Annotated in this window: 25 protein-coding genes; 13 read left to right on the forward strand and 12 right to left on the reverse strand. The window is 67.8% G+C overall.

What is annotated here, in order from left to right; translation table 11 throughout:
- Positions 1 to 17: 17 nt before the first annotated feature.
- Complete coding sequence (locus G6N32_RS27520; RefSeq protein ID WP_115318963.1) at positions 18 to 824, forward strand: HugZ family pyridoxamine 5'-phosphate oxidase; 807 nt, start codon at positions 18 to 20, stop codon at positions 822 to 824.
- Here G6N32_RS27520 and G6N32_RS27525 read toward each other — a convergent pair.
- From G6N32_RS27525 to G6N32_RS27535, 3 genes are read right to left on the reverse strand one after another with little or no spacing between them, the layout of a single operon-like run.
- Positions 821 to 1069, reverse strand: a complete 249-nt coding sequence (locus G6N32_RS27525) for a hypothetical protein (protein ID WP_115318030.1) — start codon at positions 1067 to 1069, stop codon at positions 821 to 823. The genes G6N32_RS27520 and G6N32_RS27525 overlap by 4 nt on opposite strands.
- A complete protein-coding gene (locus tag G6N32_RS27530; protein ID WP_115318029.1) occupies positions 1066 to 1272 on the reverse strand; it encodes a DUF3072 domain-containing protein in 207 nt (68 codons plus the stop codon). Before G6N32_RS27530 ends, G6N32_RS27525 begins: the two co-directional genes overlap by 4 nt.
- A gap of 53 nt (positions 1273 to 1325) precedes the next feature.
- Complete coding sequence (locus G6N32_RS27535; RefSeq protein WP_163789490.1) at positions 1326 to 2330, reverse strand: VWA domain-containing protein; 1005 nt, start codon at positions 2328 to 2330, stop codon at positions 1326 to 1328.
- Positions 2331 to 2424: 94 nt separating this feature from the next.
- On the opposite strand from G6N32_RS27535, the gene G6N32_RS27540 reads away from it, so the two are divergent.
- On the forward strand, positions 2425 to 3429 hold the full coding sequence (locus G6N32_RS27540) for a VWA domain-containing protein (protein WP_174901038.1): 1005 nt from the start codon (positions 2425 to 2427) through the stop codon (positions 3427 to 3429).
- Here G6N32_RS27540 and G6N32_RS27545 read toward each other — a convergent pair.
- Entirely contained in the window at positions 3385 to 4791 is a 1407-nt protein-coding gene (locus G6N32_RS27545; protein WP_115318961.1) for a cytochrome P450, read from the reverse strand. The genes G6N32_RS27540 and G6N32_RS27545 overlap by 45 nt on opposite strands.
- 146 nt (positions 4792 to 4937) lie before the next feature.
- On the opposite strand from G6N32_RS27545, the gene G6N32_RS27550 reads away from it, so the two are divergent.
- Positions 4938 to 5162, forward strand: a complete 225-nt coding sequence (locus G6N32_RS27550) for a hypothetical protein (RefSeq protein ID WP_115318027.1) — start codon at positions 4938 to 4940, stop codon at positions 5160 to 5162.
- A gap of 5 nt (positions 5163 to 5167) precedes the next feature.
- Here G6N32_RS27550 and G6N32_RS27555 read toward each other — a convergent pair whose 3' ends face one another.
- On the reverse strand, positions 5168 to 5794 hold the full coding sequence (locus tag G6N32_RS27555; protein ID WP_115318026.1) for a TetR/AcrR family transcriptional regulator: 627 nt from the start codon (positions 5792 to 5794) through the stop codon (positions 5168 to 5170).
- Between the two features lie 69 nt (positions 5795 to 5863).
- Here G6N32_RS27555 and G6N32_RS27560 point away from each other — a divergent pair, with 69 nt between their 5' ends.
- Positions 5864 to 6667 carry an SGNH/GDSL hydrolase family protein gene (locus G6N32_RS27560; RefSeq protein ID WP_115318025.1) on the forward strand — a complete coding sequence of 268 codons (804 nt, stop codon included), beginning with the start codon at positions 5864 to 5866 and terminating at the stop codon, positions 6665 to 6667.
- Positions 6668 to 6842: 175 nt separating this feature from the next.
- Positions 6843 to 8084, forward strand: a complete 1242-nt coding sequence (locus G6N32_RS27565; RefSeq protein ID WP_115318024.1) for an MCE family protein — start codon at positions 6843 to 6845, stop codon at positions 8082 to 8084.
- A 21-nt stretch (positions 8085 to 8105) separates the two neighbouring features.
- Here the strand turns inward: G6N32_RS27565 and G6N32_RS27570 are convergent, their stop codons facing one another.
- Both G6N32_RS27570 and G6N32_RS27575 read right to left on the reverse strand, forming a co-directional pair.
- A complete protein-coding gene (locus tag G6N32_RS27570) occupies positions 8106 to 9014 on the reverse strand; it encodes an LLM class F420-dependent oxidoreductase (protein WP_115318023.1) in 909 nt (302 codons plus the stop codon).
- Positions 9007 to 9723 carry a TetR/AcrR family transcriptional regulator gene (locus tag G6N32_RS27575; RefSeq protein ID WP_232077384.1) on the reverse strand — a complete coding sequence of 239 codons (717 nt, stop codon included), beginning with the start codon at positions 9721 to 9723 and terminating at the stop codon, positions 9007 to 9009. Before G6N32_RS27575 ends, G6N32_RS27570 begins: the two co-directional genes overlap by 8 nt.
- A gap of 182 nt (positions 9724 to 9905) precedes the next feature.
- Here G6N32_RS27575 and G6N32_RS27580 point away from each other — a divergent pair, with 182 nt between their 5' ends.
- Entirely contained in the window at positions 9906 to 11573 is a 1668-nt protein-coding gene (locus G6N32_RS27580; RefSeq protein WP_115318022.1) for an acyl-CoA synthetase, read from the forward strand.
- An 87-nt stretch (positions 11574 to 11660) separates the two neighbouring features.
- On the opposite strand, the gene G6N32_RS27585 is transcribed toward G6N32_RS27580, so the two are convergent.
- Positions 11661 to 12485 carry a mycofactocin-coupled SDR family oxidoreductase gene (locus tag G6N32_RS27585; protein ID WP_115318021.1) on the reverse strand — a complete coding sequence of 275 codons (825 nt, stop codon included), beginning with the start codon at positions 12483 to 12485 and terminating at the stop codon, positions 11661 to 11663.
- A gap of 113 nt (positions 12486 to 12598) precedes the next feature.
- Between G6N32_RS27585 and G6N32_RS27590 the strand changes: the two genes are divergently transcribed.
- The gene (locus tag G6N32_RS27590; protein WP_115318020.1) at positions 12599 to 13270 is read left to right on the forward strand and encodes a YoaK family protein; all 672 of its coding nucleotides are present in this window, start codon (positions 12599 to 12601) and stop codon (positions 13268 to 13270) included.
- Here G6N32_RS27590 and G6N32_RS27595 read toward each other — a convergent pair whose 3' ends face one another.
- The gene (locus tag G6N32_RS27595) at positions 13271 to 14071 is read right to left on the reverse strand and encodes an SDR family NAD(P)-dependent oxidoreductase (RefSeq protein ID WP_115318019.1); all 801 of its coding nucleotides are present in this window, start codon (positions 14069 to 14071) and stop codon (positions 13271 to 13273) included.
- A 4-nt stretch (positions 14072 to 14075) separates the two neighbouring features.
- Positions 14076 to 14924, reverse strand: coding sequence for a TIGR03619 family F420-dependent LLM class oxidoreductase (locus tag G6N32_RS27600; RefSeq protein WP_115318018.1), 849 nt, complete (start codon positions 14922 to 14924; stop codon positions 14076 to 14078).
- A 97-nt stretch (positions 14925 to 15021) separates the two neighbouring features.
- Here G6N32_RS27600 and G6N32_RS27605 point away from each other — a divergent pair, with 97 nt between their 5' ends.
- The 3 genes from G6N32_RS27605 to G6N32_RS27615 all read left to right on the forward strand — a co-directional run bounded on the left by G6N32_RS27605 (position 15022) and on the right by G6N32_RS27615 (position 19123).
- The gene (locus tag G6N32_RS27605; RefSeq protein ID WP_115318017.1) at positions 15022 to 16497 is read left to right on the forward strand and encodes an adenylate/guanylate cyclase domain-containing protein; all 1476 of its coding nucleotides are present in this window, start codon (positions 15022 to 15024) and stop codon (positions 16495 to 16497) included.
- Positions 16498 to 16588: 91 nt separating this feature from the next.
- A complete protein-coding gene (locus G6N32_RS27610) occupies positions 16589 to 18715 on the forward strand; it encodes an elongation factor G-like protein EF-G2 (RefSeq protein ID WP_115318016.1) in 2127 nt (708 codons plus the stop codon).
- A 24-nt stretch (positions 18716 to 18739) separates the two neighbouring features.
- Positions 18740 to 19123 carry a PaaI family thioesterase gene (locus G6N32_RS27615; RefSeq protein ID WP_115318015.1) on the forward strand — a complete coding sequence of 128 codons (384 nt, stop codon included), beginning with the start codon at positions 18740 to 18742 and terminating at the stop codon, positions 19121 to 19123.
- Positions 19124 to 19126: 3 nt separating this feature from the next.
- Here G6N32_RS27615 and G6N32_RS27620 read toward each other — a convergent pair whose 3' ends face one another.
- On the reverse strand, positions 19127 to 19912 hold the full coding sequence (locus tag G6N32_RS27620; RefSeq protein WP_115318014.1) for a thioesterase family protein: 786 nt from the start codon (positions 19910 to 19912) through the stop codon (positions 19127 to 19129).
- A gap of 90 nt (positions 19913 to 20002) precedes the next feature.
- Here G6N32_RS27620 and G6N32_RS27625 point away from each other — a divergent pair, with 90 nt between their 5' ends.
- The 3 genes from G6N32_RS27625 (at position 20003) to G6N32_RS27635 (ending at position 23989) form a co-directional block, all read left to right on the forward strand.
- Positions 20003 to 20602: a TetR/AcrR family transcriptional regulator gene (locus G6N32_RS27625; protein ID WP_115318013.1), complete on the forward strand. Its 600-nt coding sequence runs from the start codon at positions 20003 to 20005 to the stop codon at positions 20600 to 20602.
- A 29-nt stretch (positions 20603 to 20631) separates the two neighbouring features.
- The gene (locus G6N32_RS27630) at positions 20632 to 22893 is read left to right on the forward strand and encodes a molybdopterin-dependent oxidoreductase (protein WP_115318959.1); all 2262 of its coding nucleotides are present in this window, start codon (positions 20632 to 20634) and stop codon (positions 22891 to 22893) included.
- Between the two features lie 127 nt (positions 22894 to 23020).
- Positions 23021 to 23989, forward strand: a complete 969-nt coding sequence (locus tag G6N32_RS27635; protein WP_115318012.1) for an enoyl-CoA hydratase/isomerase family protein — start codon at positions 23021 to 23023, stop codon at positions 23987 to 23989.
- Here G6N32_RS27635 and G6N32_RS27640 read toward each other — a convergent pair.
- Positions 23937 to 24659 (reverse strand): TetR/AcrR family transcriptional regulator, encoded by a 723-nt coding sequence (locus tag G6N32_RS27640; RefSeq protein WP_163789607.1) that lies wholly within the window; start codon positions 24657 to 24659, stop codon positions 23937 to 23939. The two genes, G6N32_RS27635 and G6N32_RS27640, sit on opposite strands and share 53 nt — an antisense overlap.
- Between the last annotated feature and the right edge of the window lie 18 nt (positions 24660 to 24677).

The following is a 24677-nucleotide window of genomic DNA, read 5'->3' on the forward strand; positions in this document are numbered from 1 at the left end:
CGCGGTATCGTGCCGACGTGGCATCACGCGATCATGGCGACCCGGGCGACGCCCCCTCGGTTCCGCCGCCGCTGACCGCCGTCGTCGACGCGACCCGGCCTTCGGCGGCCGAGGAGGCTCGCAGCATCGCGGCGTCGACCAACACCGCGACACTGGCCTCCCTGACCGCCACCGGCGATCCGTGGGCCTCGTTCGTCACCTATGGGCTCCTCGACGGTCAGCCGGTGCTGTGCGTGTCCAACATGGCCGAGCATGGCCGAAACCTCGCAGGCGATCCGCGCGCCAGCCTTGCCATCGTCGCGCCCACCACGGAGACCGACCCACTGGCCAGCGGGCGGATCACGCTCGCCGGCGTCGCGGAACGTCCGACCGGGGACGAAGCCCGCGCTGCGCGCGACGCGCATCTGGCCGCCGTTGCGGCGGCGAAGTACTACGTCGACTACTCCGACTTCACGCTCTGGGTGCTGCGCGTGCACCGCGTGCGCTGGGTGGGCGGCTACGGCCGGATGGATTCGGCGACCGCGCAGGACTACGCGGCGGCCACCGCCGACCCGGTTCGCCCGCAGGCCGCCGGTGCCATCGCCCACCTCAACGCCGATCACGCCGAGTCCCTGGTGGCGATGGCGCGCGCCCTTGGCGGCTACCCCGACACCACGGCCGCGGTGTGCACCGGCGTCGACCGCTACGGCCTCGATCTGCGGGTCGACACACCGCGCGGCACCGGATACACCCGGGTCGGATTCGGCGGCCCGTTGTCCTCGGCCGACGAATTGCGCTCGGCCTCAGTGGAATTGGTGAAAAGGGCCCGCGGCGCGGGACACTAACCGCCCAGTTCGGAGACCGCGGTGTCCAGGGCCGCGGCCTGCTCGGCGAGTTCACGGTCGGAGAGTTCTTCGCCGCCGGCCTGCTCGACCAGTTCCGCGCGAGTGATCACCTGCAACGCCCCGCGATAGTCGTCGGTGTCCACCGCATCCGGCCCGACCACCTCGGTGCGGCCTTCGATGAGAACAAGTACCGCGTCGGAGTCACCGTCGAGGAGCCGGCGCACGTCGTCGGGAGTGATCATCAGGCCCCCCGTCCGGTCGTCTTCTGCAGTTCGTCGATCATTTCCGAGGCCTGTGCCTTGGTCAGCTGCTCGGGCACCTCGGCGCCGGCCTCCTGGGCCAGGGTGCTCAGATAACTGCGTTGTGGACCGGTCATCGGCTCATCGCCGGTCACCCATTCGTTCGGGTCTTTGGCGGGGTTCTCGTTGGGCGCGGTGTCGTCGCTCATCCGGCTGGACCTCCTCTGCTTGTCGCACTAGCTATGCCCATCCGAGCGCACATCTACGCGGGCAGGTTCCGGTTGACTGCCAGCGCGAGAAACGCCGCGACGGTCAGCAGAACAACCGCAAGCCGCAGCCAACCGGTGGTCGCGGGAGCGCTGATCGTCTGGTACCCGACCTGTTGTAGAACCGCCCCGTAGCTCTTGTTCAGCTCGTCGATGTTGGTGGCGGTGTAGTTCTGCCCGCCGGACAGTTCGGCGATCCGCTTCATCTGGGTGCCGTCCGACGGCACCGGGATGGTGTCGTCCTTGAGCGTCACCACCCCGTCCTCGGTGCCGAACGTGATCGTCGAGACCGGCACCCCCTGATCCTTGGCGGCACGTGCGGCGGTGAAGTCCCCGCGCGGATTGTCCGGATTGGCCGGCTTGTTCTCGCCGCCGTCGGACAGCAGCACGATGCGCGCCGGTGGTGGCGTCGCATCGCCAGCGCTGAGCACGGTGCTGACGGTCTGAATCGCCTCCAGCGAGGTGAACAGCGCCTCACCGGTGGCCGTGGAATTGTCCGGCTGCAACTTGTCCAATGCGGTCACGGTGGCCGCGTGATCGGGAGTCGGCGACACCAGCAGATTCACGTTGCCGCCGAACGACACCAGACCCAGATTCACCCCGGGGGTCAGCTGCTGGGCGAAGGTCTTGGCCGCATCTTGCGCGGCCCGCAGGCGGGTCGGGGCAACATCTTTGGCTTGCATCGACTGTGAGACGTCGATGACCAGCATCACGACCGCCCGGTTGCGGGGGATGCGGGCCTCATGGGTGGGTCCGGCAAGCGCGACGACGAGCAGCAGCAGTGCACCGATCGAGAGCGCAATGGGTAAGTGCCGCAGCCGATGTGGCCGCTTCGGCGTCAAACGTCGCAGAGCCGTCGCCTCGCCGAACTGTCGCAGACGCCGCCGTCGCTGAAGCTGTCCGAGGACGTACAAGCCGAGCAGCAATGCGGGTATCACGGCCAGCACCAGCAGGCCGGGATGCGCCAGCCCGCTCAGGGTCAACGAACCGATACCGGGCACCAACCCACTCCTGTCGTCACTGTCGGCCAGCCCCAAGAAACGGTGGCTAACGTGTCCTTTGTACCGGGGTTAGTTGAGAGGTGGTCCCGTCGGCGTGGATGCTGTGAAATCGCTGTCACTTTCGGGCTTCACAACCCCGTGGTTGTTCTGCTACCTCGTGGTCGTCGGCACCGCCGTCGCCGCCTACCTGCTGGTTCAGCGAAGCCGGCGCCGGCGGGTGCTGCGCTTCGCGAACATGGCACTGCTGGAGCAGGTCGCCGCCGGCCAGAAGCCGCGCAGATGGCGGCATCTGCCCGCGGCCCTGCTGGTGGCCGCCCTGGCGTTGCTCACCACCGCGATGGCCGGGCCGACCCATGACGTGCGGATCCCCCGGAATCGGGCCGTCGTCATGCTCGTCATCGATGTCTCCGAATCGATGTCGGCCACCGATGTTGCGCCAAGCCGGATCGAGGCGGCCCGCGAGGCCGGCAAACATTTCGCCGACATGCTCACCCCGGGTATCAATCTCGGGCTGGTGAAATTCTCGTCGGGGGCTACGCTGCTGGTCGCGCCGACGATCGACCGGGAGCAGGTCAAGCAGGCGATCGACAAGTTGGTTCCCGAGCCGCGCACCGCGACGGGCGAGGGCATTTTTACTGCGCTGCAAGCGATTGCGACCACCGGGGCGGTGATGGGCGGTGGCGACGGGCCGCCGCCGGCCCGCATCGTGCTGGAGTCCGATGGCAAGGAGACGGTGCCGCCGGACCTGGACTCTCCGCGGGGGGCATTCACCGCCGCGCAGGCCGCCAAAGAGCAGGGGGTACCGATCTCCACGATCTCGTTCGGCACGCCGGACGGCGTGGTTCAGGTCGATGGTCAGCCGATTCCGGTTCCGACCGATGACGCGTCGCTGGCCAGGATCGCCGATCTCAGTGGCGGCCAAGCCTTTCGCGCCACCAGTCTCGGCGAGCTGAATCGGGTGTACTCGACCCTCGACGAACAGATCGGCTACCAGGTGGTGCGTGGCGACGCCAGTGCGGGCTGGGTGGCACTCGGCGCCCTGGCACTGGCGTTGTCAATCGGAGCGGGAATTCTGCTGAACCGCCGGCTCCCCGCCTGACGCAATTCCCAGCAGACTCCCAGGAGCCGTCCAGCCGGTCGACGGTCCGGCATCGGACCGCCGGTACACCACCGCCCGGCCACCGTCAGCCGGGGCGTTGGCGATGCCACGCGAGTGATACGCCTCCCCTGGCGCATCGGTAGGCGCAAAAGTGCACTCGCGCAACAGGGTTCGAAGGGTGACGTTCATCTCCATGTTGGCGAACGCGGCGCCGATGCAGCGGCGGATCCCGCCGCCGAACGGAATCCAGGCGTAGTTGTCCGGCGGGTTCCCGACAAACCGGTCCGGGTCGAACACCGACGGGCCGAGGAATCGGTCGGGGTTGGCGTGCGCCATCGGGATGCTGACGATGACCACATGGCCTTCGGGAATCACCCACTCGCCGAGGCGGATTCGCTGCAACGCCCGCCGCGATGTGCCGTCGATGACCGGCCGCATCCGCTGCACCTCCCAGATCGTCGCCTGTTGCAGTTCCGTGCCACCGGCATCGGCTTCCGCGGTCAGCCGCTCCAGCAGCTGCGGGTGCCGGCGCACCCGTTCGACCAGCCAGGCCAGCGTGGTCGCGGTGGTCTCGTGCCCCGCGGTCAGCAGGGTCAACAGCTCGTCGGCGATATGCCGGTCGGGGATCGCCGAGCCGTCCTCATAGCGCGCCCGCAGCATCAGCGACAAGACGTCGGGGCGATCGTCGAACGCCGGGTCGCGACGGGCGTCGGCGATCAGCGAGTCGACGATCTCGTCGTAACGCCGGCGGTGACGCAGCATAACGCCACCGGGACTGCGGGGCCCGAAGTCACGCCGAAAGACCCTCGGCAGCAACGCAAGCCGCGATCCCACGGCCACCAGGCGGGGCAGCTGCTCGCGCAGTTCGTCGAAGGCGGCGCCCTCGGCGCCGAATACCGCGCGCAGGATCGCGTTGAGAGTGATCCGCATCATCGACGGCAACGTCTCGAATTCGACGCCCTCGGGCCAGTTCGCGACCTCGCGCAGCACTTCTTCTTCGATGATCGCCTCGTAGCTGTGCATGCGCTTGCCGTGGAACGGCGGGACCAGCAGTTTGCGTCGCTCGCGATGTTGCTCACCGTCGAGGCTGAACGTCGAGCCCGGGCCCAGCACCTCGCCGAGATTGGTGGCCCGGCCCACCAGGTCGCTGCCGGTGGTGAACAGCTCTTTGATCAAGGCGGGATCGCTGATCAATACGGTCCTGCCGAAGATCGGCAGATTCAGGGTGACCGCCGAGCCGTAACGCCGGCCGAGGTCGCCCACCACCGCCCGGCGCGCGGTGAGGAAGCGAATTCCCTGCAGCAGCCGAGGGGCGTTCGGGCCGGGCGGGAGTCGGACCGGATCGGTCGTCGCATGCGCCATGGTTCCCATCCTCCGCTTCGGTACGTCACTGTACCGGCCACGGTACGCCGATGTACCGAACGACACAACGACAGCCGGCCGGGGTCCTCCCCGTACTGTTGACCCCCGGGGGCGCGCGTATCGCCGCCCAAGAGGAGTAGTCACTGATGTCTGGCACGGACGAGCGGCTGGCCATTTCCGAGGCCGGCCAAGACAAGGGCTGGCAGCGCCGCGAAAGCGGGCGCGTCGACGTCTACCTGCGCGACCGATACCGGGTCCGAGTGATTTGGCAAGGCAACGACGTCATCAGCGGCGCGTCGTTCTTCGACGACGAAATGTACGAGGCCTACACCCGCGACCTGGCCAAAGTTCGCGCCTGGCTCAAGAAGTAGCCGGCTCAGCCGCCGCGATGCGGGCCTAGTAGGGCGCTGGCCGCGGCGACCGCCTCGTCGGTGATGTCCTTCATCCGGCCGCCGCTCTCGACCGTCACCGCGGTCAGTTCCCGCAATCCGCCGATCAGCATGATCGCCCGCTGACGGGACACCATCGGAATGCCCGCGGCCCGTAGTTCCTCGGTGTCGGACAGTGTCCGGACCATCACGATGAACGACTCGGTGACTTCCCGCTGCAACGTCCGGGCAGCCATTCCGAGGGCCGGGACGTCGCGGATCCAACTCAGCATCACCGCCGGTTCCGACTCGGCATTGGCGACCCAGGCTTCCACTGCCTGCCTGATCTGCGTTTCCCAGGGCGCTGCCGGGTCGACGGCGGCCGAGATCGTCTCCACGGCCCGGCGGTTCGTATCGGCGAGCAGCGCGACCAGGCACGCTTCCCGGTCGGTGAAGTACTCGTAGAAGGTGCGTCGTGACGTCCGCGCGCGACGCACGATGTCAGCGACGGTCGTCGCCGAATATCCGACGTCGGTGATCGAGGCGGCCAACGCGTCGATGAGCCGCTGGCGAGGTGTCGAGGGAGCGGGATCTGACTGCGGTGCCGTGGATTCGACCGACGCAGACGACTTCACCTTTTGTACACCCCAGCTTCCATTCGCCTGCCGATCGTACTGCGGTGTACGGCGCTAAAGTCGAAGTTCATGTCCGACATCGGCTTCTCTCGCTATGTCGCGATCGGCGACAGTCAGACCGAAGGTCTGTGGGACGGCGACGACACACAGGGACTGATCGGGTTCGCCGACCGGCTCGCCGCCACCCTGGACCACCGCCATCCCGGATTGCTGTACGCCAACCTCGCGATCCGGGGCAAGCGGGTGATCGACGTGCTGCAAGATCAGCTGCCCCGAGCGCTGTCGATGGACCCTGATCTGGTCACCGTCTGCATCGGGATGAACGACGTGACGCGGCCGGGCCGCACGTTCGCCAAAGCAATGGCCGATCTCGACGACGTCTACCGACAGCTGGCGGAATCCGGGGCCACGGTGGTGACGACGACATTCCCCGACGTCGCGAAGATGCTGCCGGTGGGCCGGTTGATCGGTGCGCGCATCCGGCAGGTCAACGCGGTCATTCGCCAGGCCGCCGACCGGCATGGGTTCGGTCTGGTCGATCTCTACAACGCCGAGTCGATGAACGAGACGTCGAACTGGAGCCACGACCGCATGCACGCCTCGACCCGGGGCCACATCCTGTTTGCCGAGGCCGCTGCAGAAGCATTGAAACTGCCCGGCAGTAACCATGATTGGGCGCAGCCCAGCGGCGAGGAGATCCAAGACAGCTTCTGGCAGCGGATGTACGCGCAAGGCCAGTGGACCCGCGGTCTGCTGATTCCGTGGCTGTGGCGGCATGCGCGCGGCCGGTCCTCGGGCGACGGCAGGGATCCGAAATACGGTGTCCTGCAGCCTGTTTCCCAGCTGGTGTTGGAAGCCAACCAGACGGCCTGAAATCCCGGTGTGAGCCACGTCACGCCGGCCCCCGCACCCGGAGTTCATCACTGATATCGATTGGTCTGAAAACCCCGACGTCAGCGGCCTGCGTGGGATAGTGACAGGGCAACGAATGGCGATCTGCGGGTGAACCGCAGTCGGTGGAGGGGACCCGAGATGGGTAGGCGCGGACATGGCTGACCGCGACGGCGCTGCGCCGGGGTGGCTCGAGTCCCGCGCCCGGCACTGGCAGTTCTCACCCCCGCTGAAGACCGCGTTCGCGGTGACCGCCATCTTGCTCACGATCATCGTTGTGCTCGTCTACATGCAGTTCCGGGGCGGGTTCACGCCCAAGACCGAGCTGACCCTCATTTCGCAGCGGGCCGGTCTGGTGATGGACCCGGGTTCGAAGGTCACCTACAACGGCGTCGAGATCGGTCGTGTCACCGGCGTCGACGCCGTCGAGCGTGACGGCACCACCAAAGCCAAGCTGTCGCTGAACGTCAACCCGAAGTACGTCGCGCTGATCCCGGCCAACGCCATCGCCGAGGTCAAGGCCAGCACCGTCTTCGGCAACAAGTACGTGTCCTTCCGCAGCCCGCCCGACCCGTCCAAGCAGCGGATCTCCAGCGGCGACGTGATCGACGTGTCCCACGTGACGACGGAGTTCAACACGTTGTTCGAGACGCTCACCTCGATCTCGGAGAAGGTCGATCCGGTCAAGCTGAATTTGACCCTCAGCGCGGCCGCCGAGGCGCTCAACGGTCTGGGCACCAAGTTCGGCCAGTCGATCGTCAACGGCAACGCGGTGCTCGACGACGTCAACCCGCAGATGCCGCAGATCCGCACCAACATCAGGCAGCTGTCGAACCTGGCCGACGTCTACATCAAGGCCAGCCCGCAGTTCTGGGACTCCCTGGACCACGCGGTCACCACCGCCAGCACGCTCAACGCCCAGCAGAGGGATCTTGACGCCGCGCTGCTGGCCTCCACCGGGTTCGCCAACACCGGCGCCGACATCTTCGAGCGCGGCGGCCCGTACTTCGTCCGCGGCCAGGCCGACCTGATCCCTACCGCCCAGCTGTTCGACACCTACAGCCCCGAGATCCTGTGCACCGTGCGCAACTACGCGACGTCCAACGCCAAGGACAGCGCCGGCGGCAACGGCTACTCCATCGACTTCCACATCGGGCTGACCGGCGCAGCCAACCCGTACGTGTATCCCGACAACCTGCCGCGGGTCAACGCCCAGGGCGGTCCCGGCGGTGCACCGGGCTGCTGGCAGCCCATCACCCACGACTTCTGGCCGGCACCGTTCCTGGTCGCCGACTACGGCGCCTCGCTTGCCCCCTACAACCACTTCGAACTCGGCCAGCCCATCCTCACCGAGTACGTGTGGGGACGTCAGGTCGGCGAGAACACGATCAACCCCTGAGGTCGATCAGCCGATCGGCGATCAGCCCTTGAGGTCGAGCGCCGACGCCAGTTCGCGCAGTGCGGGCCGCGGATCCCAGCTCGGGTTGCCGTCGCCGAGCACCTGCACCACCACGTGGTCGGCGCCGGCGTCGAGGTGGGCGGTCACCGATGCGGCGGCCTCTTCGACCGAACCCTGCCCCACGATGCGCTCGGCAAGCCGGTCCGAACCGCCGCGCACCAGATCGGACTCGTCGAAGCCCTGGCGCAGCCACGAGTTGCGGTAGTTGGGCAGACCCGAATAGACCTCGAGATGCAGGTGGGCCCGGCGCATCTGCTCCTCGGCAGTCTCCCCGACGACGACGGCCTGCTCGGACACCACCCACTTGTCCGGCCCGAGAATCTCGCGGGTGGTCGCGGTCTGCTCCGGCAGCACGAGGTAGGGATGCGCGCCGTCGGCGTGCGTGCCGGACAGCTCGATCATCTTCGGGCCGAGGGCCGCCAGCAGACGGGTCGGACGCCCGGAGCCCGGCTCCACGAATTCCGGCAGACCGGCCATCCGGTCCAGATAACCGCGCATGGTGGCCAGCGGCTTGTCGTACGTTCCGCCCAGCATGTTCTCCACCAACGGCCCGTGGCTGACGCCGAGACCGAGGACGAAACGGCCGGGGTAGGCCGCGGTCAGACTGCGGCCGCCACCCTCGGCGATCGTCGCCAGCCGGGCGTGGATATTGGCGATCCCGGTGCCCAGCACCAGGCGCTGCGTTCCGGCCAGGAACACCGCGGACTGCACCATGGCGTCCTTCAGACCGACCTCCGGGATGAACAGCGATCCGAAGCCGAGCGCTTCGATTTCCTGCGCCACTTCGACGGCTGCGGGCATCGACCAACTCTCGCTCGCCCACCACACGCCGATGCGGGCCGGAAAGTCGATGGTCGGGCGGTCAGTCAAGGTCGCTCCTCAGTGGCTCGGTCGGGGGAAGTGATTCGATGCGCAAGGTGTCGCCTGTCAGCATGGCGATCGAACTGCGGAGCTCTTCAGCCGGGGTCGGCGGCGGCAGCGCCTGCTGCGGCCCGACCCGGAACGAGTCGACCATCAGCGCCGCGAACCGGCGCCACGCGCCCGGTGCGTGTTCGCGGGTCGCTTCCAGGACACCGGTGTTGGCCAGCAGCATCACCACGATGTCCCCTACGCCGATGTCCGGGCGCAGTGTCCCGTCCTGTTGCGCCCGGGTGATCACCTGACCGAGTTTCTCGACCGCTCCAGCGGCGCGCTGCTCGATGACCGAGCTGGCCGGGAACGCGGTGGTGAGCAGCGCCCGCAGTCCCGGATCGGAGGCCTGCAGCGCGCAGACGTCGTACACGAGGTCTCGAAAGCCGTCCCAGGCGCACGGGTTGTCCAGGGCTTTGTCGACCGCGTCCTCGTAGGACGTCATGTTCCGCTCGAAGGCCGCGATCGCCAGGTCGGTCCGGGTCGGGAAGCGGCGGTAGAGCGTCGCCACCCCCACCTCGGCGGCGCGGGCGACGTCCTCGAGGGGAACCGACAGCCCTTGCTCGGCGAACAGCCGGGCGGCAGCGGAGACGATCCGCTCCCGGTTACGTTCGGCGTCGGCCCGCAGTGGCTTGGACCGCTCGACACCCCGTTGTGCGCCCGGAATCACCAGGCCAGACTACTCGCCAAAGTGGAGGCACACCACCATTTATCGCTGGGGATTAGCTGCCAACGCCCGCGCTGCCGTCGCCTCATGGCGGGTCCCGGTAGGTGATGTTCCGCCAGCTGCCGACGCCGGCGCCCGTGGCAGACTAGAACGCGTTCTAGTCCCGGCCACCCGGAGGACCGCCCATGAGCAGCGCCGTCAGCTTCGACCTTTCGTCGGTGTTCCACACCGTCGCCGAGACGCTGCCGGATCACGAGGCTCTCATCTGGCGGGGCCAACGCCTGACCTACGCACAGCTCGATGCGCGCATCGACGGCGTCGCGCACTACCTCACCGCGCAGGGACTGGGCTGCCACACCGAACGTGACCAGCTGGCGCCGCACGAGTCCGGCCAGGACCACATCGGGCTGTACCTGCGCAACGGAAACCAGTACCTCGAGGCGATGGTCGCCGGTTATCGGGCCCGGGTCGCGCCGTTCAACGTCAACTATCGCTACGTGGAGGAAGAGCTCCTCTACCTGCTCACCGACTCGGGCGCCAAGGCCCTGGTCTACGGCGCCGAGTTCGCGCCGTGCGTGGCCGCCATCCGCGACCGACTTCCGGAGCTGCGGGTGCTGATCCAGGTCGCCGACGCCAGCGGCAACGAATTGTTGCCCGGCGCAGTCGACTACGAGTCCATCGTCAGCACGCCCGAGCCGGCCGGCGGCATGCCCACCCCCAGCGGCGACGACCTCTACATCCTCTACACCGGTGGAACCACCGGGATGCCCAAGGGCGTGCTGTGGCGCCAGCACGACATCTTCATGTCGGCGATGGGCGGCAGGCCGTTCGGGTCCGACACGTCACTGTCGACGTACGCCGAACTCGCCGAGCAGGCCCGCACCAACGCCGGCTTCCGGTCGGTGCTGATGATCCCGCCGCTGATGCACGGCGCGGCGCAGTGGGCGGCGTTCAACATGTTCAGCACCGGCGGCTGGATGGTGCTGCCCGACGACGTCGACCGGCTCAACGCCCCTGCGGTGATGCGGCTGGCCGAACGTGAACGCGTGCTGAGCATTCCGGTCGTCGGCGACGCGATCGCCCGGCCGCTGCTCGACGAGATCGAGACCGGTAACTACGACCTGTCGGGCCTGGTGACCATCACCAACGGCGGCGCACCGCTGTCGCCGACGGTCCGCGAACGGCTGCTGGCCGCCCTGCCCAACCTGATGGTGCTCGACGCCGTCGGAGCGTCGGAGACCGGCATGCAGATGACGACGATGGCGGCCAAGGGCGTCGAGCAGAAGGCCGCGACCTTCACCCCGCAGCACGACACCGCCATCATCTCAACGGATTTCAGCCACGTGCTCGCGCCCGGCGAAGGCGAGGGCTGGCTGGCGCGACGGGCCTACGTCCCGCTGGGCTACCTCGGTGACGCCGAGAAGTCGGCGCGCACCTTCCCCACCATCGACGGCGTGCGCTGGTCGGTGCCCGGTGACCGCGCACGCTTCCTGGAGGACGGCCAGATCGAACTGCTCGGCCGCGACTCGGTCACCATCAATTCCGGTGGGGAGAAGATCTTCGCCGAGGAGGTCGAGCGCGCGGTCGCCAGCCATCCCGCGGTGTACGACGTGGTGGTCGCCGGGCGGCCGTCGGAACGGTGGGGCAGCGAGGTGGTGGCCATCGTGCAGTTCGCCGAGGGGAAGAGCGCCACCGATGCCGAGCTGGCCGACGCCTGCCGCGAGCACATCGCGCACTACAAACTGCCGAAGGCGTTCATCCGCACCGAGAAGGTGCTGCGCTCCCCCGCAGGCAAGGCCGACTACCGCTGGGCCAAGGAGCTCGCCGTGGAAAGCCTTGGCGCCCAAGCCTAGATCGCCCGGGGCCGCTCCCCCTCGAACGTAACGTCATGGCGGAAATTCGAGCGAAAACCCGCCCTGGCGTTACGCTCGGCGGACTGCCTACACCTTCATGTAGCCCTTGTCCGCCGGAATCTGGGCGGCGGTCAGCAACGCCGACGCATCACTGGCCAGGAACAGCACCACTTCGCTGACCTGGTTCGGCGCGATCAGCGACTCGGTGGGCAGCGCGCCCGGCGAGAAGCTGTAGACGTAGTGCGGGTGCTTCTCGAACGTCGAGTACATCGACAGGTCGTTGCCCAGAGCGGTGTCGACACCGTAGGTGTGCACCGAGTTCACCCGGATCCCGTACTCGCCCACCTCGAGCGCAAGCGAATTCGCCAGTCCCACAACGCCGAACTTGCTGGCGCAGTAGTGCCCGGCACCCGGCACGGCCTTGATGCCCGCCGACGAGCTGATCGCGATGATCGAACCACCGTTGCCGGCCTCGATCATCGCAGGCACGCAGGCCTGCACGGTGTTGAAGAACCCGGTGAGGTTGACGTCGATGATCTCCTGCCACTGCTCCGGCGGGATCTCCCAGGCCCGGCCCCAGCTCATCACTCCCGCGTTGGCGACGACGACGTCGAGGCGGCCGAATTGCTCGATGGCAGAGGCGATCACCCGCTTCTGCCCGTCGTGGTCACGCACATCGACCCGCTCGGCGCTGATCTTCACGCCTTCGTCCTCCACCAGACGCACGGTGTCGGCGAGGTCCTCCGGAGTCGACGGTTCGTACCCGATGTGGTTGCCCACCGGCCCGCAGGCATCGATGGTGACGATGTCGGCACCGGCCTGGGCCAGCCGGATACAGTGCGCGCGGCCCTGTCCCCTGGCCCCACCGGTGACGTAGGCGACCCTGCCCTCCAACGGGCGATTATTTGTCACGGCCTCACCATACGTACGGGGCGCGGGTGGATGGTCGGGAATGCGGGAACCGCTCCGGCTGCTGTGCAGCCTATGCAGATCAACCTCGTCGCGGTGCGGGCCGCAGTCCTGCCGTGAGCGTCACCGCATCCACCACGTCGCGACGCACCATCGCGGCACTGTTGAGCCTCACCGCGGGCACCGGGGTGATCGATGCCGTGTCCTACCTCGGCCTCGGCCACGTCTTTGTCGCCAACATGACGGGCAACATCGTCTTCCTCGGCTTCGCGGCAAATCCCAGCTCCGGGCTGTCGGCGTGGATGGCGCTGATCGCGTTGGGCGCGTTCATGTTCGGCGCACTGGTAGGCGGTGCCGTCGGCCACCGGGTGGCGGCGTCGCCGACCTGGCCGATGTCGGTGCTGCTGGTGCAGGCGGTGCTCCTCGGCGCCGTCGCGACCGCCGCTGCCGCCTTCGGCGTCCCCGCGTTGGGCCGCCCGGCCATCGTCGCGACGCTGGCGTTCGCGTTCGGCCTGCAGAACAGCACGGCCCGGCGGATGGCGGTCGCCGACCTGACCACCACGGTGCTGACGCTGACGGTGACAGGGCTGGCCGCCGACAGTCGTGTCGCGGGAGGGCCGGGCGCCAAGCCCGTCCGCCGGTTGGCGTCAATCACGACGATGCTGGCCGGTGCGGTCGCCGGGGCGCTGCTGGTGCAGGTGTCGGTGCCGTTGACCATCGCTGTCGCGGCCGTGTGCGTGCTGGTGGCCGCGGTCCTGTTCGGCGTGGACCGCCGCGTCGACAGCTGATCAGGCCGGCCCGAACCGGGCGCCGCCGTCGGCGTGGTACCAGCCGCCCGCAGCCTGGGTGCCACCGTCGACGTGGAGCGTTTGGCCGGTGATGTATCGCGCCATGTCGGAGGCGAGAAAGACAGCTGCCGAGGCGATCTCGTCGACGTCGCCGAGCCGGCCCAACGGCACGGCCTGGCTGAGTTCGGGCCGTATCCCGTTGGGCGACAGCGCCAGCAGGCCCTCGGTGATGGTGATGTCGGGCGCGATGGCGTTGACCCGGATGCGGTGCGGCGCCAGCTCGAACGCCGCCGTCCTGGTGTAGTTGATGACCCCGGCCTTCGCCGCGGAGTAGGCCGCGTATCCGGGTGCCGCGCGGACTCCCTCGATCGAGGTCACGGAAATGACGCTGCCGCCGCACCCGTCCTCGACCAGCTGTCTGGCCACCCGCTGCGTGCACAGCAGGACGTGTCGAAGGTTCGCCTTGTACAAGGCGTCCCAACCGTTTTCGCTGGTGTCCAGCAGCGGCGAGGCGAATACCCCGCCGGCGTTGTTGACCAAAATGCTGACCGGCCCGAGCTCGTCGCGGGTACGCGCCAGCGCGGTGTCGACCTGTCCGCTGTCACGAACGTCGGCCACGATGCCGAGCACCCCCAGCTCGGCCGCGGTTGCCGCGCAGCTGTCGCCGTCACGCTCCCAGATGGCGACCGTCGCCCCGAATTGCGCCAATCCGTCGGCGATCCCGCGGCCGATACCCGTGCCGCCGCCGGTCACCACCGCGACCCGGCCGGTCAGCAGGATGTCCGACGGCGAGATCGTCACGGCCTCAACTCCGCGATGGGTTCAGCACGTCATCGGCGAAACGGGCGATACCGTCGAGCGCCTCGCGGGTGCGCCGCCACGGCATGACGATCATCCGGTCGATGCCCGCATCCGCCGCGCGGCGCACATCAGCGGGCGACTCTGCCGGAGCCGACGCGGTCACCTCCGGCGTGCCCGTCCGGCCGTGCTCGGCCCACAGCGCCGAGAGCTTGCGCACCGACCCGGGAATCTGGTCCAGCGTGTGATTCATCGGAATCCAGCCGGAGCCGAACCGGGCGACCCGGCGCAACGCGGGCAGGCCGTCGCCGCCGACGTGGATCGGCGGTCCACCCGGCTGCACCGGCTTGGGTTCGAAAGCGACGGCATCGAAGTCGAAGAACCGGCCGTGGTGTTCGGTGGTCGGCTCGGTCCACAGCGCCCGGCACACCTCGAGCGCCTCGTCGACGCGGGCGCCGCGAGTACTGAAGTCCAGACCGGCGGCGTCCCATTCCTCGCGCAGCCAACTGGCACCGATACCGAAGTCGAACCGGCCGTCCGAGACGATGTCCAGCGTCGCGGCCGCACGGGCGCTGACGAACGGATGGCGCAACCCGATGTTGTAGACGTAGGTGCCCAGTCGGATCGTGCTGGTCTGGCCGGCCAGATACGACAGGTAGGCGATCGCGTCGAACATCGGCGTCTGCGGCGGAATCGGCGGATGACTGTCGCCGTCATGCGGGCTGCCGGACATCTCGGCAGGCAACACCAGATGCTCGGGAAGCCACACCGACTCGAAGCCCAGCTCCTCGGCCCGCACCGTCAGGTCCCGCCATAGGCCGGGGTGAACGCCACCCAGTGGAATCCCGAACTTCACAGCGCGGATGTTACGCAGCGGACCCCACCATCGGAAGTACTACTCTCAATTCTGGAGAGCGTGATTCTGCCCGGTTGTCGCAGTAGCGTCTGAACCCATGACGGCGAGCAGGCTGAAGGTCCGCTACGCCCTGGCCCTCGTGCTCGCGCAGATCCTCGCCGGTGTCGAGCTGACCGTCTTGGTGATGCCGCTGCGTCACGAGTTGGTGCCGCAAGCCGAGACCGTCTTCGGAACCGACACGCTGATCGCCTCGGTCACGCTGTCGGTGTTCGGCTTCGCCGGATCGATCGGCTACGCAATTCTCGTCGTCGACCGCAGGCTGCGCTGGTTCACCGCAGGCGAGTCACCGTCGCATCGCGACCGGGTGTTCGTCGAGAATTTCCTGCGGCACCAGTCGGCGTTGTTGACGGCCATCTGGCTGATCAGCGGCACCATCCTGTTCATCGTCAACCGCGACGGCGGGGCGGCAGCGGCTTGGCTGATCGGCATGCTGGTGCTGTTCGGCACCACCACCTCGGCCGGCGCCGCGCTGCTGCTGATCCAGCGGCCGATGCGCCCCATCACCGCGGCCGTCATGGGATCGACGCCGGGTCGCGACACCGCACCGGGTGTGCTGCCGAGGCTCCTGCTGATGTGGGTGATGAGCAGCGCGCTGCCCAGCATCGGCATCGCGGTGGTGGTGCTGATGCGCGCCAGCGGCTGGATCATCCAGAAGAACGCGTCGATCGAGATACCCGTCATCGTGCTGTCGGTGATCTCGGTCCTGGTCGGGCTGCGCGGCATGGCGATCGTCGCAGTGTCCATCTCCGACCCGGTGCACGACGTCGTCGCCGCCATGGCGAAGGTGGAACGCGGCCAGATCGGGACCCGGGTCGACGTCTACGAACGTTCCGAAATCGGGCGGCTGCAAAGCGGTTTCAACCGCATGGTGGCCGGGCTCGCCGAACGCGACCGGCTGCGCGATCTGTTCGGCCGCCACGTGGGGACAGACGTGGCGCTACGCGCGGTCAGCGACGCCGACAGCCTCACCGGCGAAGTTCGGGAGGCGGCGGTGCTGTTCGTCGATCTGGTCGGCTCGACGCAGCTGGCGCAAAGCAGTTCGCCGGCCGAGGTGGCCGGGGTGCTCAACGACTTCTTCCAGATCGTCGTCGATTCCGTCGACGAACGGCACGGCCTGATCAACAAGTTCCAGGGCGACGCGGTGCTGGCGGTGTTCGGTGCACCCCTGCCCAGTGCCCGCGCGGCGTCGGATGCACTGGCGACCGCCCGCGCGCTGACGGTCGCGCTGCGCCGGCTTCCGGTCGTGGACTTCGGCATCGGGGTGTCGGCCGGGCGGGTGTTCGCCGGGAACATCGGCGCCGAGCATCGCTACGAGTACACGGTGATCGGCGACCCGGTCAACGAGGCTGCGCGCCTTGCCGATCGGGCCAAGGCCACCGGCGAACGCGCGCTGTGCTCGGCCGTCGCCCTGGCCAACGCCGACGGCGCCGAGCGTGCGCACTGGGTGGAGTACGCCTCGGAGGTGCTGCGCGGCCGTCTCGAGCCGACCCGAATGTCGGCGCCCACCGCCTGAATTCCCCCGATCTCTTGTGCCGACCGCGGCATCGGGTGAATGGTAGCTGTAGTCGAATCTGCGCGCCTACGCGCGCGGGGGAAGGTTTGTCATGGCCGACAAGACGAACACTTCCCAGGCCGCCCGATCGGCTCCCGCCGCGGACAGTCCGGCCGCCATCCGCAACGTCGTGCTCGTCGGCCCGTCCGGTGCCGGCAAGACCACGCTCGTCGAAAGCCTTCTCGTCGCATCCGGCGTGCTGCCGCGAGCGGGGACGGTGGTCGACGGCACCACGGTGTGCGACTTCGACGATGCCGCGATCCGTCAACAACGTTCGATCGGGCTTGCGCTGGCACCCATCCCGCACGACGGCATCAAGGTCAACCTGATCGACACCCCGGGCTATGCCGACTTCGTCGGGGAACTGCGGGCCGGCCTGCGCGCCGCCGAGTGTGCGTTGTTCGTGATCGCCGCGAACGATGGCGTCGACGAGGCCACCAGGAGGCTGTGGCATGAATGCGACGACGTCGGCATGCCGCGCGCGGTGGTGATCACCAAACTCGATCACGCCCGCGCCAACTACGACACCGCGCTGCGTGCCGCGCAGGATGCCTTCGGCGACAAAGTCCTACCGCTGTACCTACCCACCGAGACCGGCCTGGTCGGGTTGCTGTCGGGCAGCCAGTACGACTACCGGGACGGCACCCGGACCGTCCATCCGCCCGACGACGCGTACACCGCTCGGATCGATGAGCATCGCGGCACCCTGATCGAAGGCATCATCGAGGAGTCCGAGGACGAATCGCTGATGGAGCGCTACCTCGGCGGTGAGGTAATCGACGAGACCGTGCTGGTCGAGGATTTGGAGCGAGCCGTCGAGCGTGGCGCGTTCTTCCCCGTCATCCCCGTCTGCAGCGGCACCGGCGTCGGCACCGTGGAGCTGCTGGAGGTCGCCGCCCGCGGCTTCCCGTCGCCGCCCGAGCATGTTCTGCCCGAGGTCTACACCCCGCACGGCGTGGCCCGCGACGGACTGTCCTGCGATCCGGACGGACCGCTGTTGGCCGAGGTGGTCAAGACGACGTCGGACCCCTATGTCGGCAGGGTCAGCCTGGTCCGGGTGTTCTCCGGCACCATCAGGCCCGACACGACAGTGCATGTGTCGGGCCATTTTTCGGCCTTCTTCGAGGCGAACACGCACGCCGACCACGACGAAGACGAACGCATCGGCACGCTGTCGTTCCCGCTGGGCAAGCAGCAGCGCCCCGCCGCGCAGGTGGTGGCGGGGGACATCTGCGCAATCGGCAGGCTCACCCGCGCCGAGACCGGAGACACGTTGTCGGACAAGACAGATCCGCTCTTGCTCAAGCCGTGGACCATGCCGGAGCCGCTGCTGCCGGTGGCGATCGCCGCCCGCGCCAAGACCGACGAGGACAAACTCTCGGTCGGCTTGCAGCGGCTGGCCGCCGAGGACCCGACGCTGCGCATCGAGCAGAACCCCGAGACTCATCAGATCGTGCTGTGGTGCATGGGTGAAGCGCACTCCAGCGTGGTGCTCGACGCGCTGGCGAATCGCTACGGCGTCCACGTCGACACCGTCGACGTCCGGATTCCGTTGCGGGAGACCTTCGGCGGCCCCGCCAAGGGTCACGGCCGCCACGTGAAGCAGTCTGGCGGACACGGGCAGTTCGCGGTCTGCGACATCGAAGTGGAGCCGCTGCCGCAAGGTGGTGGCTTCGAGTTCGTCGACAAGGTCGTCGGCGGCGCGGTTCCCCGCCAGTTCATCCCCAGCGTCGAGAAGGGGGTGCGCGCCCAGATGGAACGGGGCGTGCATGGCGGCTATCCCGTCGTCGATATCCGGGTGACGCTGGTCGACGGCAAGGCGCACAGCGTCGACTCGTCCGACATGGCGTTCCAGATGGCCGGTGGACTGGCGCTACGGGAAGCGGCCGCGGCGACCCGCATCGATCTGCTCGAACCGGTCGATGAGGTCACCATCGACGTGCCCGACGATCTCGTCGGTGCGGTGATGGGCGATCTGTCCGGGCGGCGGGGCCGGGTGCTGGGCACCGAGCAGGCGCGAGAGAACCACACCCTGATCCGGGCAGAGGTGCCCCAGGCGGAGCTGACCCGGTATGCGATCGACATGCGCAGCCTCACCCACGGCGCCGCGTCGTTCACCCGGTCGTTCGCCCGCTACGAGCCGATGCCGGAAACCGCCGCGGCGAAGGTCGAGGTCTAGCATCGCGCGGTAACGTCGTTCTCCATGACCGCACCGCGCTCGCTTCGGGAGTTGTTCGACCAGCTCGGCCTGCAGGTCGTCGAAGCCACAGACGACACCGTCGTGCTGGAGATGCCGGTGGACGAGCGCACCAGGAACACCGCGGGTGGCCTGCAGGGCGGACTGATCGCCACGATGGCCGATGTGGCCGCCGGACAGCTGGCCTCCCGCGCCACCCCGTTCGGGTTCGGGATCGCCACCACCGACCTGTTCGTCCGCTATCTGCGGCCGATCAAGGTCGGCCCGGCGCGCGCGGTCGCCAAGATCCTGCGCACCGGCAAGCGTTCGGTCGTGGTGCAGGTCGACATCCATCGAGGTGAGGACAACGAACTGGCCGCGACCAGCACGATCAACTTCGCCGCGGTCTGAGCCCTACCCGAGCCCGGACCCGGGCCGGACGGTCAAGCTCTGCGACACCGCACCGATCGGGCCGGTCTGGTCGTGAATGATGCTGTGCGTCAAGCCGATTCCGCTCGGACCGATCGACACAGCGGTATCGAAGCCCACCCAGTCGCCGGCCGGTTCGGCGAAGAAGTGGGCGGTGAGGTCCAGGTTCGGGAAGGCCACCTCGCGCGGATCCACCAGGACCGCCATGCCGTTGGCGATGTCCAGCAGTCCCGCCGTGCGGGCCAGCGGGCTCACCTGCTCGCCGTCGAGTAGCGGCACCGGAGTCCGCACCCAGTAGACGGCTCGGCCAGGTTGCTCCTCGACACGTCGCACCTCGGCCGACGCGATGAAACCGCCCGGCCACACCGCACTCGGATCCCATCCCGGCATCTCCGCGGGAGGGGGAATCGGTCGCAGGCCGCTGCCTCGCAATGCGGACGTGTCGTAACGCTTCATCAGCCAGGCCCGCGCCAGCACCACCGCCCGTTCCTGGTGGGTCAGTGCGGCTTCGACGAGCTCGATGGTGCGCCCCGGGCGCAGCACCCGAACGTCGATCTCGACGACGGCGTCGACGGGCACCGTGCCCAAGATGTCGTAGCTCAGCCGCGCCACCACCAGGTGGTCGTTGCCGCGCGCGTCGCGGTCGGTCTCGATGGCGTGCGCGAGCAGTCCGAACGACGGGGCGATGTGCTGTTCGGCGAGGTTCCACGCTCCCCCGGCATGCTCGTTGGCCCGGAAGGAGTTCTCGGACACCCTGCTGAAGTACGACATTCGCGCGACGGTACCGCTGCGCCGGTGATGCACGCGCGCCCGGCTCCAGACCCTGGCGTCCCGCGATTATGTATGGTTACATACATAGGCATGACGAGCCCCCGCGAACGGATGGTCGCCTCGGCCGCACTGCTGATTCGCGAACGCGGAGCGCAGTCCACAGCGATCGCCGACGTCCTGGCGCACAGCGGGGCACCGCGCGGTTCGGCGTACCACTACTTTCCCGGCGGACGCGCCCAATTGCTCAGTGAGGCAGTCGATTACGTCGCGGATTTTGTCGCTGGCAAGTTGGCCAAGGCGTCCAGCAGCATCGAGATGCTCGACGGGCTGACCCGCTTCTATCGCAAGAACCTGCTCGACACCGACTACCGGGCCGGCTGCCCGGTCGTGGCCGTCGCCGTCGAATCGGGTGAGCCAGGCAAGGACAACCCGGTGCTCGAGCGGGCCGCAGCCACGTTCACCCGCTGGAACGACCTGATCGCCGCGCGCCTGATCGCCGACGGGATCGCGAAGGACCGGGCCGAGGAGTTGGCGGTGACCACCACGGCCGCCCTGGAAGGCGCCATCGTGCTCGCCCGCGCGGCGCGCGACACCAAACCACTCGACATCGTCCATCGGCAACTGCGCGACCTGCTCGAAGCCGAACTGCCCACCCGTCGAACGACCGATCAAGCGGCGCAGCCGCGATGAGGAGTTCGACCATGGACCAAGGAGATCCGATGTCCGCTGACTGGCAACCCACCGCATGCATCCTCTGCGAATGCAACTGCGGCATCGTGGTGCAGACCAGCGTTGAGGACGGGGTCCGAACCCTGGCCCGCATCCGCGGCGACAAGGACAACCCCGCGTCGCAGGGCTATACCTGCAACAAGGCGCTGCGCCTTGACCACTACCAGAACAATCGGTCGCGGTTGACCTCGCCCATGCGCCGCAGATCCGACGGCAGCTACGAGGAAATCGATTGGGACACTGCGATCACCGAGATCGCGGAGGGTTTCCGCGGGATCGCCGACGCCTATGGCGGGGAAAAGATCTTCTACTACGGCGGCGGCGGTCAGGGCAATCACCTGGGTGGCGCCTACAGTGGCGCCTTCCTCAAGCTGCTCGGCTCGCGGTACCGGTCGAATGCGTTGGCGCAGGAGAAGACCGGCGAGGCGTGGGTCGACTTCCAGCTGTACGGCGGGCACACCCGCGGCGAGTTCGAGCACGCCGAGGTGTCGGTGTTCGTCGGCAAGAACCCGTGGATGTCGCAGAGCTTCCCGCGGGCCCGCACCGTGCTCAACGACATCGCCAAGGATCCGGCCCGCTCCATGGTCGTCATCGACCCGGTGCTCACCGACACCGCCAAGATGGCGGACTTCCACCTGCGGGTGCGTCCCGGGGCCGACGCCTGGTGCCTGGCGGCGCTGGCTGCGGTGCTCGTGCAGGAAAACCTGTGCAATGAGGCGTTTCTCGCCGAGCATGTGCACGGTGCCGACGAGGTGCGCGCCGTGCTGGCGACGGTGCCGATCGCGGAGTACGCCGAGCGCAGCGGCGTCGACGAGGAGTTGGTGCGCGCCGCCGCCCGTCGCATCGCCGGCGCCGATTCGGTCGCGGTCTTCGAGGACCTCGGCGTGCAACAGGCACCCAACAGCACGCTGTGCTCCTACCTCAACAAGCTGCTCTGGATCCTGACCGGCAGTTTCGCCAAACCCGGCGGACAGCATCTGCATTCGTCGTTCGCACCGCTGTTCAGCCTCAGCGGGGTCGGGCGCTCCCCGGTGACCGGTGCGCCGATTATCGCCGGGCTGGTGCCGTCGAACGTCGTGCCCGAGGAGATCTTGACCGACCATCCCGATCGGTTCCGGGCGATGATCGTGGAGAGCGCCAACCCCGCCCATTCCATCGCCGACTCAGAGAACTGCCGCGCCGCGTTCGAATCGCTGGAGCTGCTGGTGGTGATCGATGTGGCGATGACCGAAACCGCACGGCTGGCCCACTACGTGCTCCCCGCTGCCAGCCAGTTCGAGAAGCCGGAAGCCACCTTCTTCAATTTCGAGTTCCCGCGCAACGAATTCCACTTGCGCCACCGGCTTTTCGAGCCGACTCCCGGTACGTTGCCCGAACCCGAGATCTGGTCTCGGCTGGTGCGGGCGCTCGGTGTGGTCAGCGACGACGATCTGCGCCCGCTGCGCGACGCCGCCAGGCAAGGACGCGACGCCTACACCCAGGCCTTCTTCACCGAACTCGCCGCCAACCCGGCGCTGGGCAAGGCACTGCCGTTCGTGTTGTACGAGACTCTGGGCCCGACGCTGCCCGACGGGTTGGCCGGCGCGGCCGCGCTGTGGGGGCTGGCGCAGAAAGCCGCCGTCACCTACCCCGACGCGGTGCGCCGGGCCGGGCACGCCGACGGCAATGCGCTCTTCGACGCGATATTGGAGAGCAAGTCCGGTGTGACATTCAGCGTGCACGAGTACGCCGACGACTGGTCGTTGATCAGTCACCCGGACCGCAAGATCGCGTTGGTGATCCCCGAGATGCTCAACGACATCCGCGCATTGGCCAAGGTCCGGCCAGAACTGACCGACCCCGAGTTCCCGATCGTGCTGTCCGCCGGCGAGCGTCGGGCCTTCACCGCCAACGACATCCTGCGGGATCCGTCCTGGCGCAAGCGCGACGCCGACGGTGCTCTGCGCGTCAGTGTCGAAGACGCGGCAGCACTCGGCCTGGTCGACGGCGGTCGCGTCCGGATCACCACGGCCGCGGGAAGCGCCGAGGCGACCGTCGAGATCAGCGAGACCATGATGGCCGGGCACGCCGCACTGCCCAACGGTTTCGGTCTGGACTACGTCGACGCCGACGGGCGACGCCGCGTTCCCGGCGTCGCCCCGAACGCACTCACCTCCACCGATTGGCGCGACCCTTACGCCGGAACGCCCTGGCACAAGCACGTCCCGGCACGACTGGAAGCGGTGTCGGCGGACCTCGTCACGACCGGGTGAGCCGCATCATCGCAAAGTAAATTGCGTGATTTATTGCGAGCGGCGCGTGAATCCCGTTATGTTGCACCCATAGCGCTGCCCGTAGCTGTCGGCAGCATCATCGCGTGCACGACGGGAGCTGCGCACCATGGATCACGACTACGAGCAGATGAAGCGCGAGGCGGAGCCCTACATCAAGTTCGAGAAGGATCTCGCTAATCGCATTGCTTACATCACCTTTGACCGACCCGCCGAACTCAACTCGACCACCATGGGGATGCGGCAGAACTTCGCCGACATGATCCACAAGTGCAACGTCGACGACGACGTGAAGGTGGTGGTGATCCGCGGCGAGGGCAACGACTTCGGCAGCGGTGGCGACCTGCCGGAACAGCGCGAGATGCTGGAGAATCCGGGAACGTCTCTGCTGCATGAACTTTCGATCAACGACGACAGCGTGAAGTATCCGCCCGGCGACTCCTATCGTTACCTGTACACCCTCACCGACCACTATGCCAAGGCACGCGCGGGCAACCGGCCGCTACAGGAGTGTAAGAAGATCACGATCGTGGAGGCGAAAGGCTACTGCTACGGCTGGCACTTCTACCAGGCCGGCGACGCCGACCTGGTGGTGTCCTCCGACGATGCCCTGTTCGGTCATCCCGCGTTCCGCTACGTCGGCTGGGGGCCCCGGCTGTGGTGGTGGGCCGAAACCATGGGCCTGCGGAAGTTCTCCGAGATGCTCTTCACCGGAAGGCCTTTCACGGCCGCCGAGATGTACGACTGCGGTTTCATCAACAGTGTCGTCCCGCGTGAACAGCTCGAGGCGGAGACTCTGAAGTACGCGATGGCGTGCTCGAAGACGCGGCCCACCGACACAGTCGTCGTGCAGAAGACGTTCCTCGAGCTCTACAAACAGCACAAGGGCGAGTACTTCGGGAGCCTCCTCACCGGCGTGGTCGAGGGCATGTTGCCGATGATGACCAACGATCGGGACAACTACCCGGACCTGACCGAGGGCACCTTCGAGAAGGGCCTCAACAACGTGGTCAAGGACAACGACCTCAACTTCCCGCCAGAGTGGCGGTTGAGCCACTCCGGGCGGAAGAAGCCCTGACCTGTCCGGCCCGCGGCGCCTCGTCGGGGGCGGCCCACAGGCCCACCAGCGCGTCGACCAGTTCCTCACCGACCACCAGCCAGTTCGCATTCGCTGACGCCGCGCCGCTCGCCTTCTCACCCTCGATCTCGGCGCAGGTGTGCATCAACAGGTTTCGCGCCATCGTCCAGCGGATGACCCGAACGCGTTTCGGTCGGGCCGGCAGGCACCGGTTGATCCCGCGCACCGTTTTGAGCATCCGCTCCGAGGTCATCGCGTACGACCCCACCAGCTCCCGGCAGGCCGGGTCGGCCATCACCTGCGCCGCGAACCGCGCATAAGTGGTTGACGTTCCGAGCGCATGCAGATGTTCGGTCAACGGATGGACCAGGACGCCGATCCAATCCCGCAGCTGAGGGTTCGGCGACAGATCAGCCAGCTTGCCTCGACGGATCTCGTCGATCGCGGCGTGGTGCCGAGCCTCGATCGCACGCAACAGATCCGCTCGGGAACCGAAGTGGTAGCAGGCGGCCGCGTTGTTGCCCTGGCCGGCGGCATCGCTGATCTGCCGGTTCGACACCGCATACAGACCGTTCTCGGCGAAAAGGCGCTCGGCAGCCACCAGCAGCGCGTCCCGCGTGATCGACGACCGGTCGGTGCGAGGGTCTTTGGCAGAGCTCACCGCAGTCAGTCAACACACCGCCGACAA

Origin of the sequence: Mycolicibacterium aichiense (assembly GCF_010726245.1) — a bacterium.
Lineage (GTDB): Bacteria > Actinomycetota > Actinomycetes > Mycobacteriales > Mycobacteriaceae > Mycobacterium > Mycobacterium aichiense.

Coding starts and splice junctions, on each gene's coding strand:
- G6N32_RS27610 (WP_115318016.1), top strand. CDS start 16,589: ATGGCCGACAAGACGAACACTTCCCAGGCCGCCCGATCGGCTCCCGCC.
- G6N32_RS27620 (WP_115318014.1), bottom strand. CDS start 19,912: ATGTCGTACTTCAGCAGGGTGTCCGAGAACTCCTTCCGGGCCAACGAG.
- G6N32_RS27625 (WP_115318013.1), top strand. CDS start 20,003: ATGACGAGCCCCCGCGAACGGATGGTCGCCTCGGCCGCACTGCTGATT.
- G6N32_RS27580 (WP_115318022.1), top strand. CDS start 9,906: ATGAGCAGCGCCGTCAGCTTCGACCTTTCGTCGGTGTTCCACACCGTC.
- G6N32_RS27635 (WP_115318012.1), top strand. CDS start 23,021: ATGGATCACGACTACGAGCAGATGAAGCGCGAGGCGGAGCCCTACATC.
- G6N32_RS27605 (WP_115318017.1), top strand. CDS start 15,022: ATGACGGCGAGCAGGCTGAAGGTCCGCTACGCCCTGGCCCTCGTGCTC.
- G6N32_RS27615 (WP_115318015.1), top strand. CDS start 18,740: ATGACCGCACCGCGCTCGCTTCGGGAGTTGTTCGACCAGCTCGGCCTG.
- G6N32_RS27550 (WP_115318027.1), top strand. CDS start 4,938: ATGTCTGGCACGGACGAGCGGCTGGCCATTTCCGAGGCCGGCCAAGAC.
- G6N32_RS27560 (WP_115318025.1), top strand. CDS start 5,864: ATGTCCGACATCGGCTTCTCTCGCTATGTCGCGATCGGCGACAGTCAG.
- G6N32_RS27545 (WP_115318961.1), bottom strand. CDS start 4,791: ATGGCGCATGCGACGACCGATCCGGTCCGACTCCCGCCCGGCCCGAAC.
- G6N32_RS27630 (WP_115318959.1), top strand. CDS start 20,632: ATGTCCGCTGACTGGCAACCCACCGCATGCATCCTCTGCGAATGCAAC.
- G6N32_RS27565 (WP_115318024.1), top strand. CDS start 6,843: ATGGCTGACCGCGACGGCGCTGCGCCGGGGTGGCTCGAGTCCCGCGCC.
- G6N32_RS27530 (WP_115318029.1), bottom strand. CDS start 1,272: ATGAGCGACGACACCGCGCCCAACGAGAACCCCGCCAAAGACCCGAAC.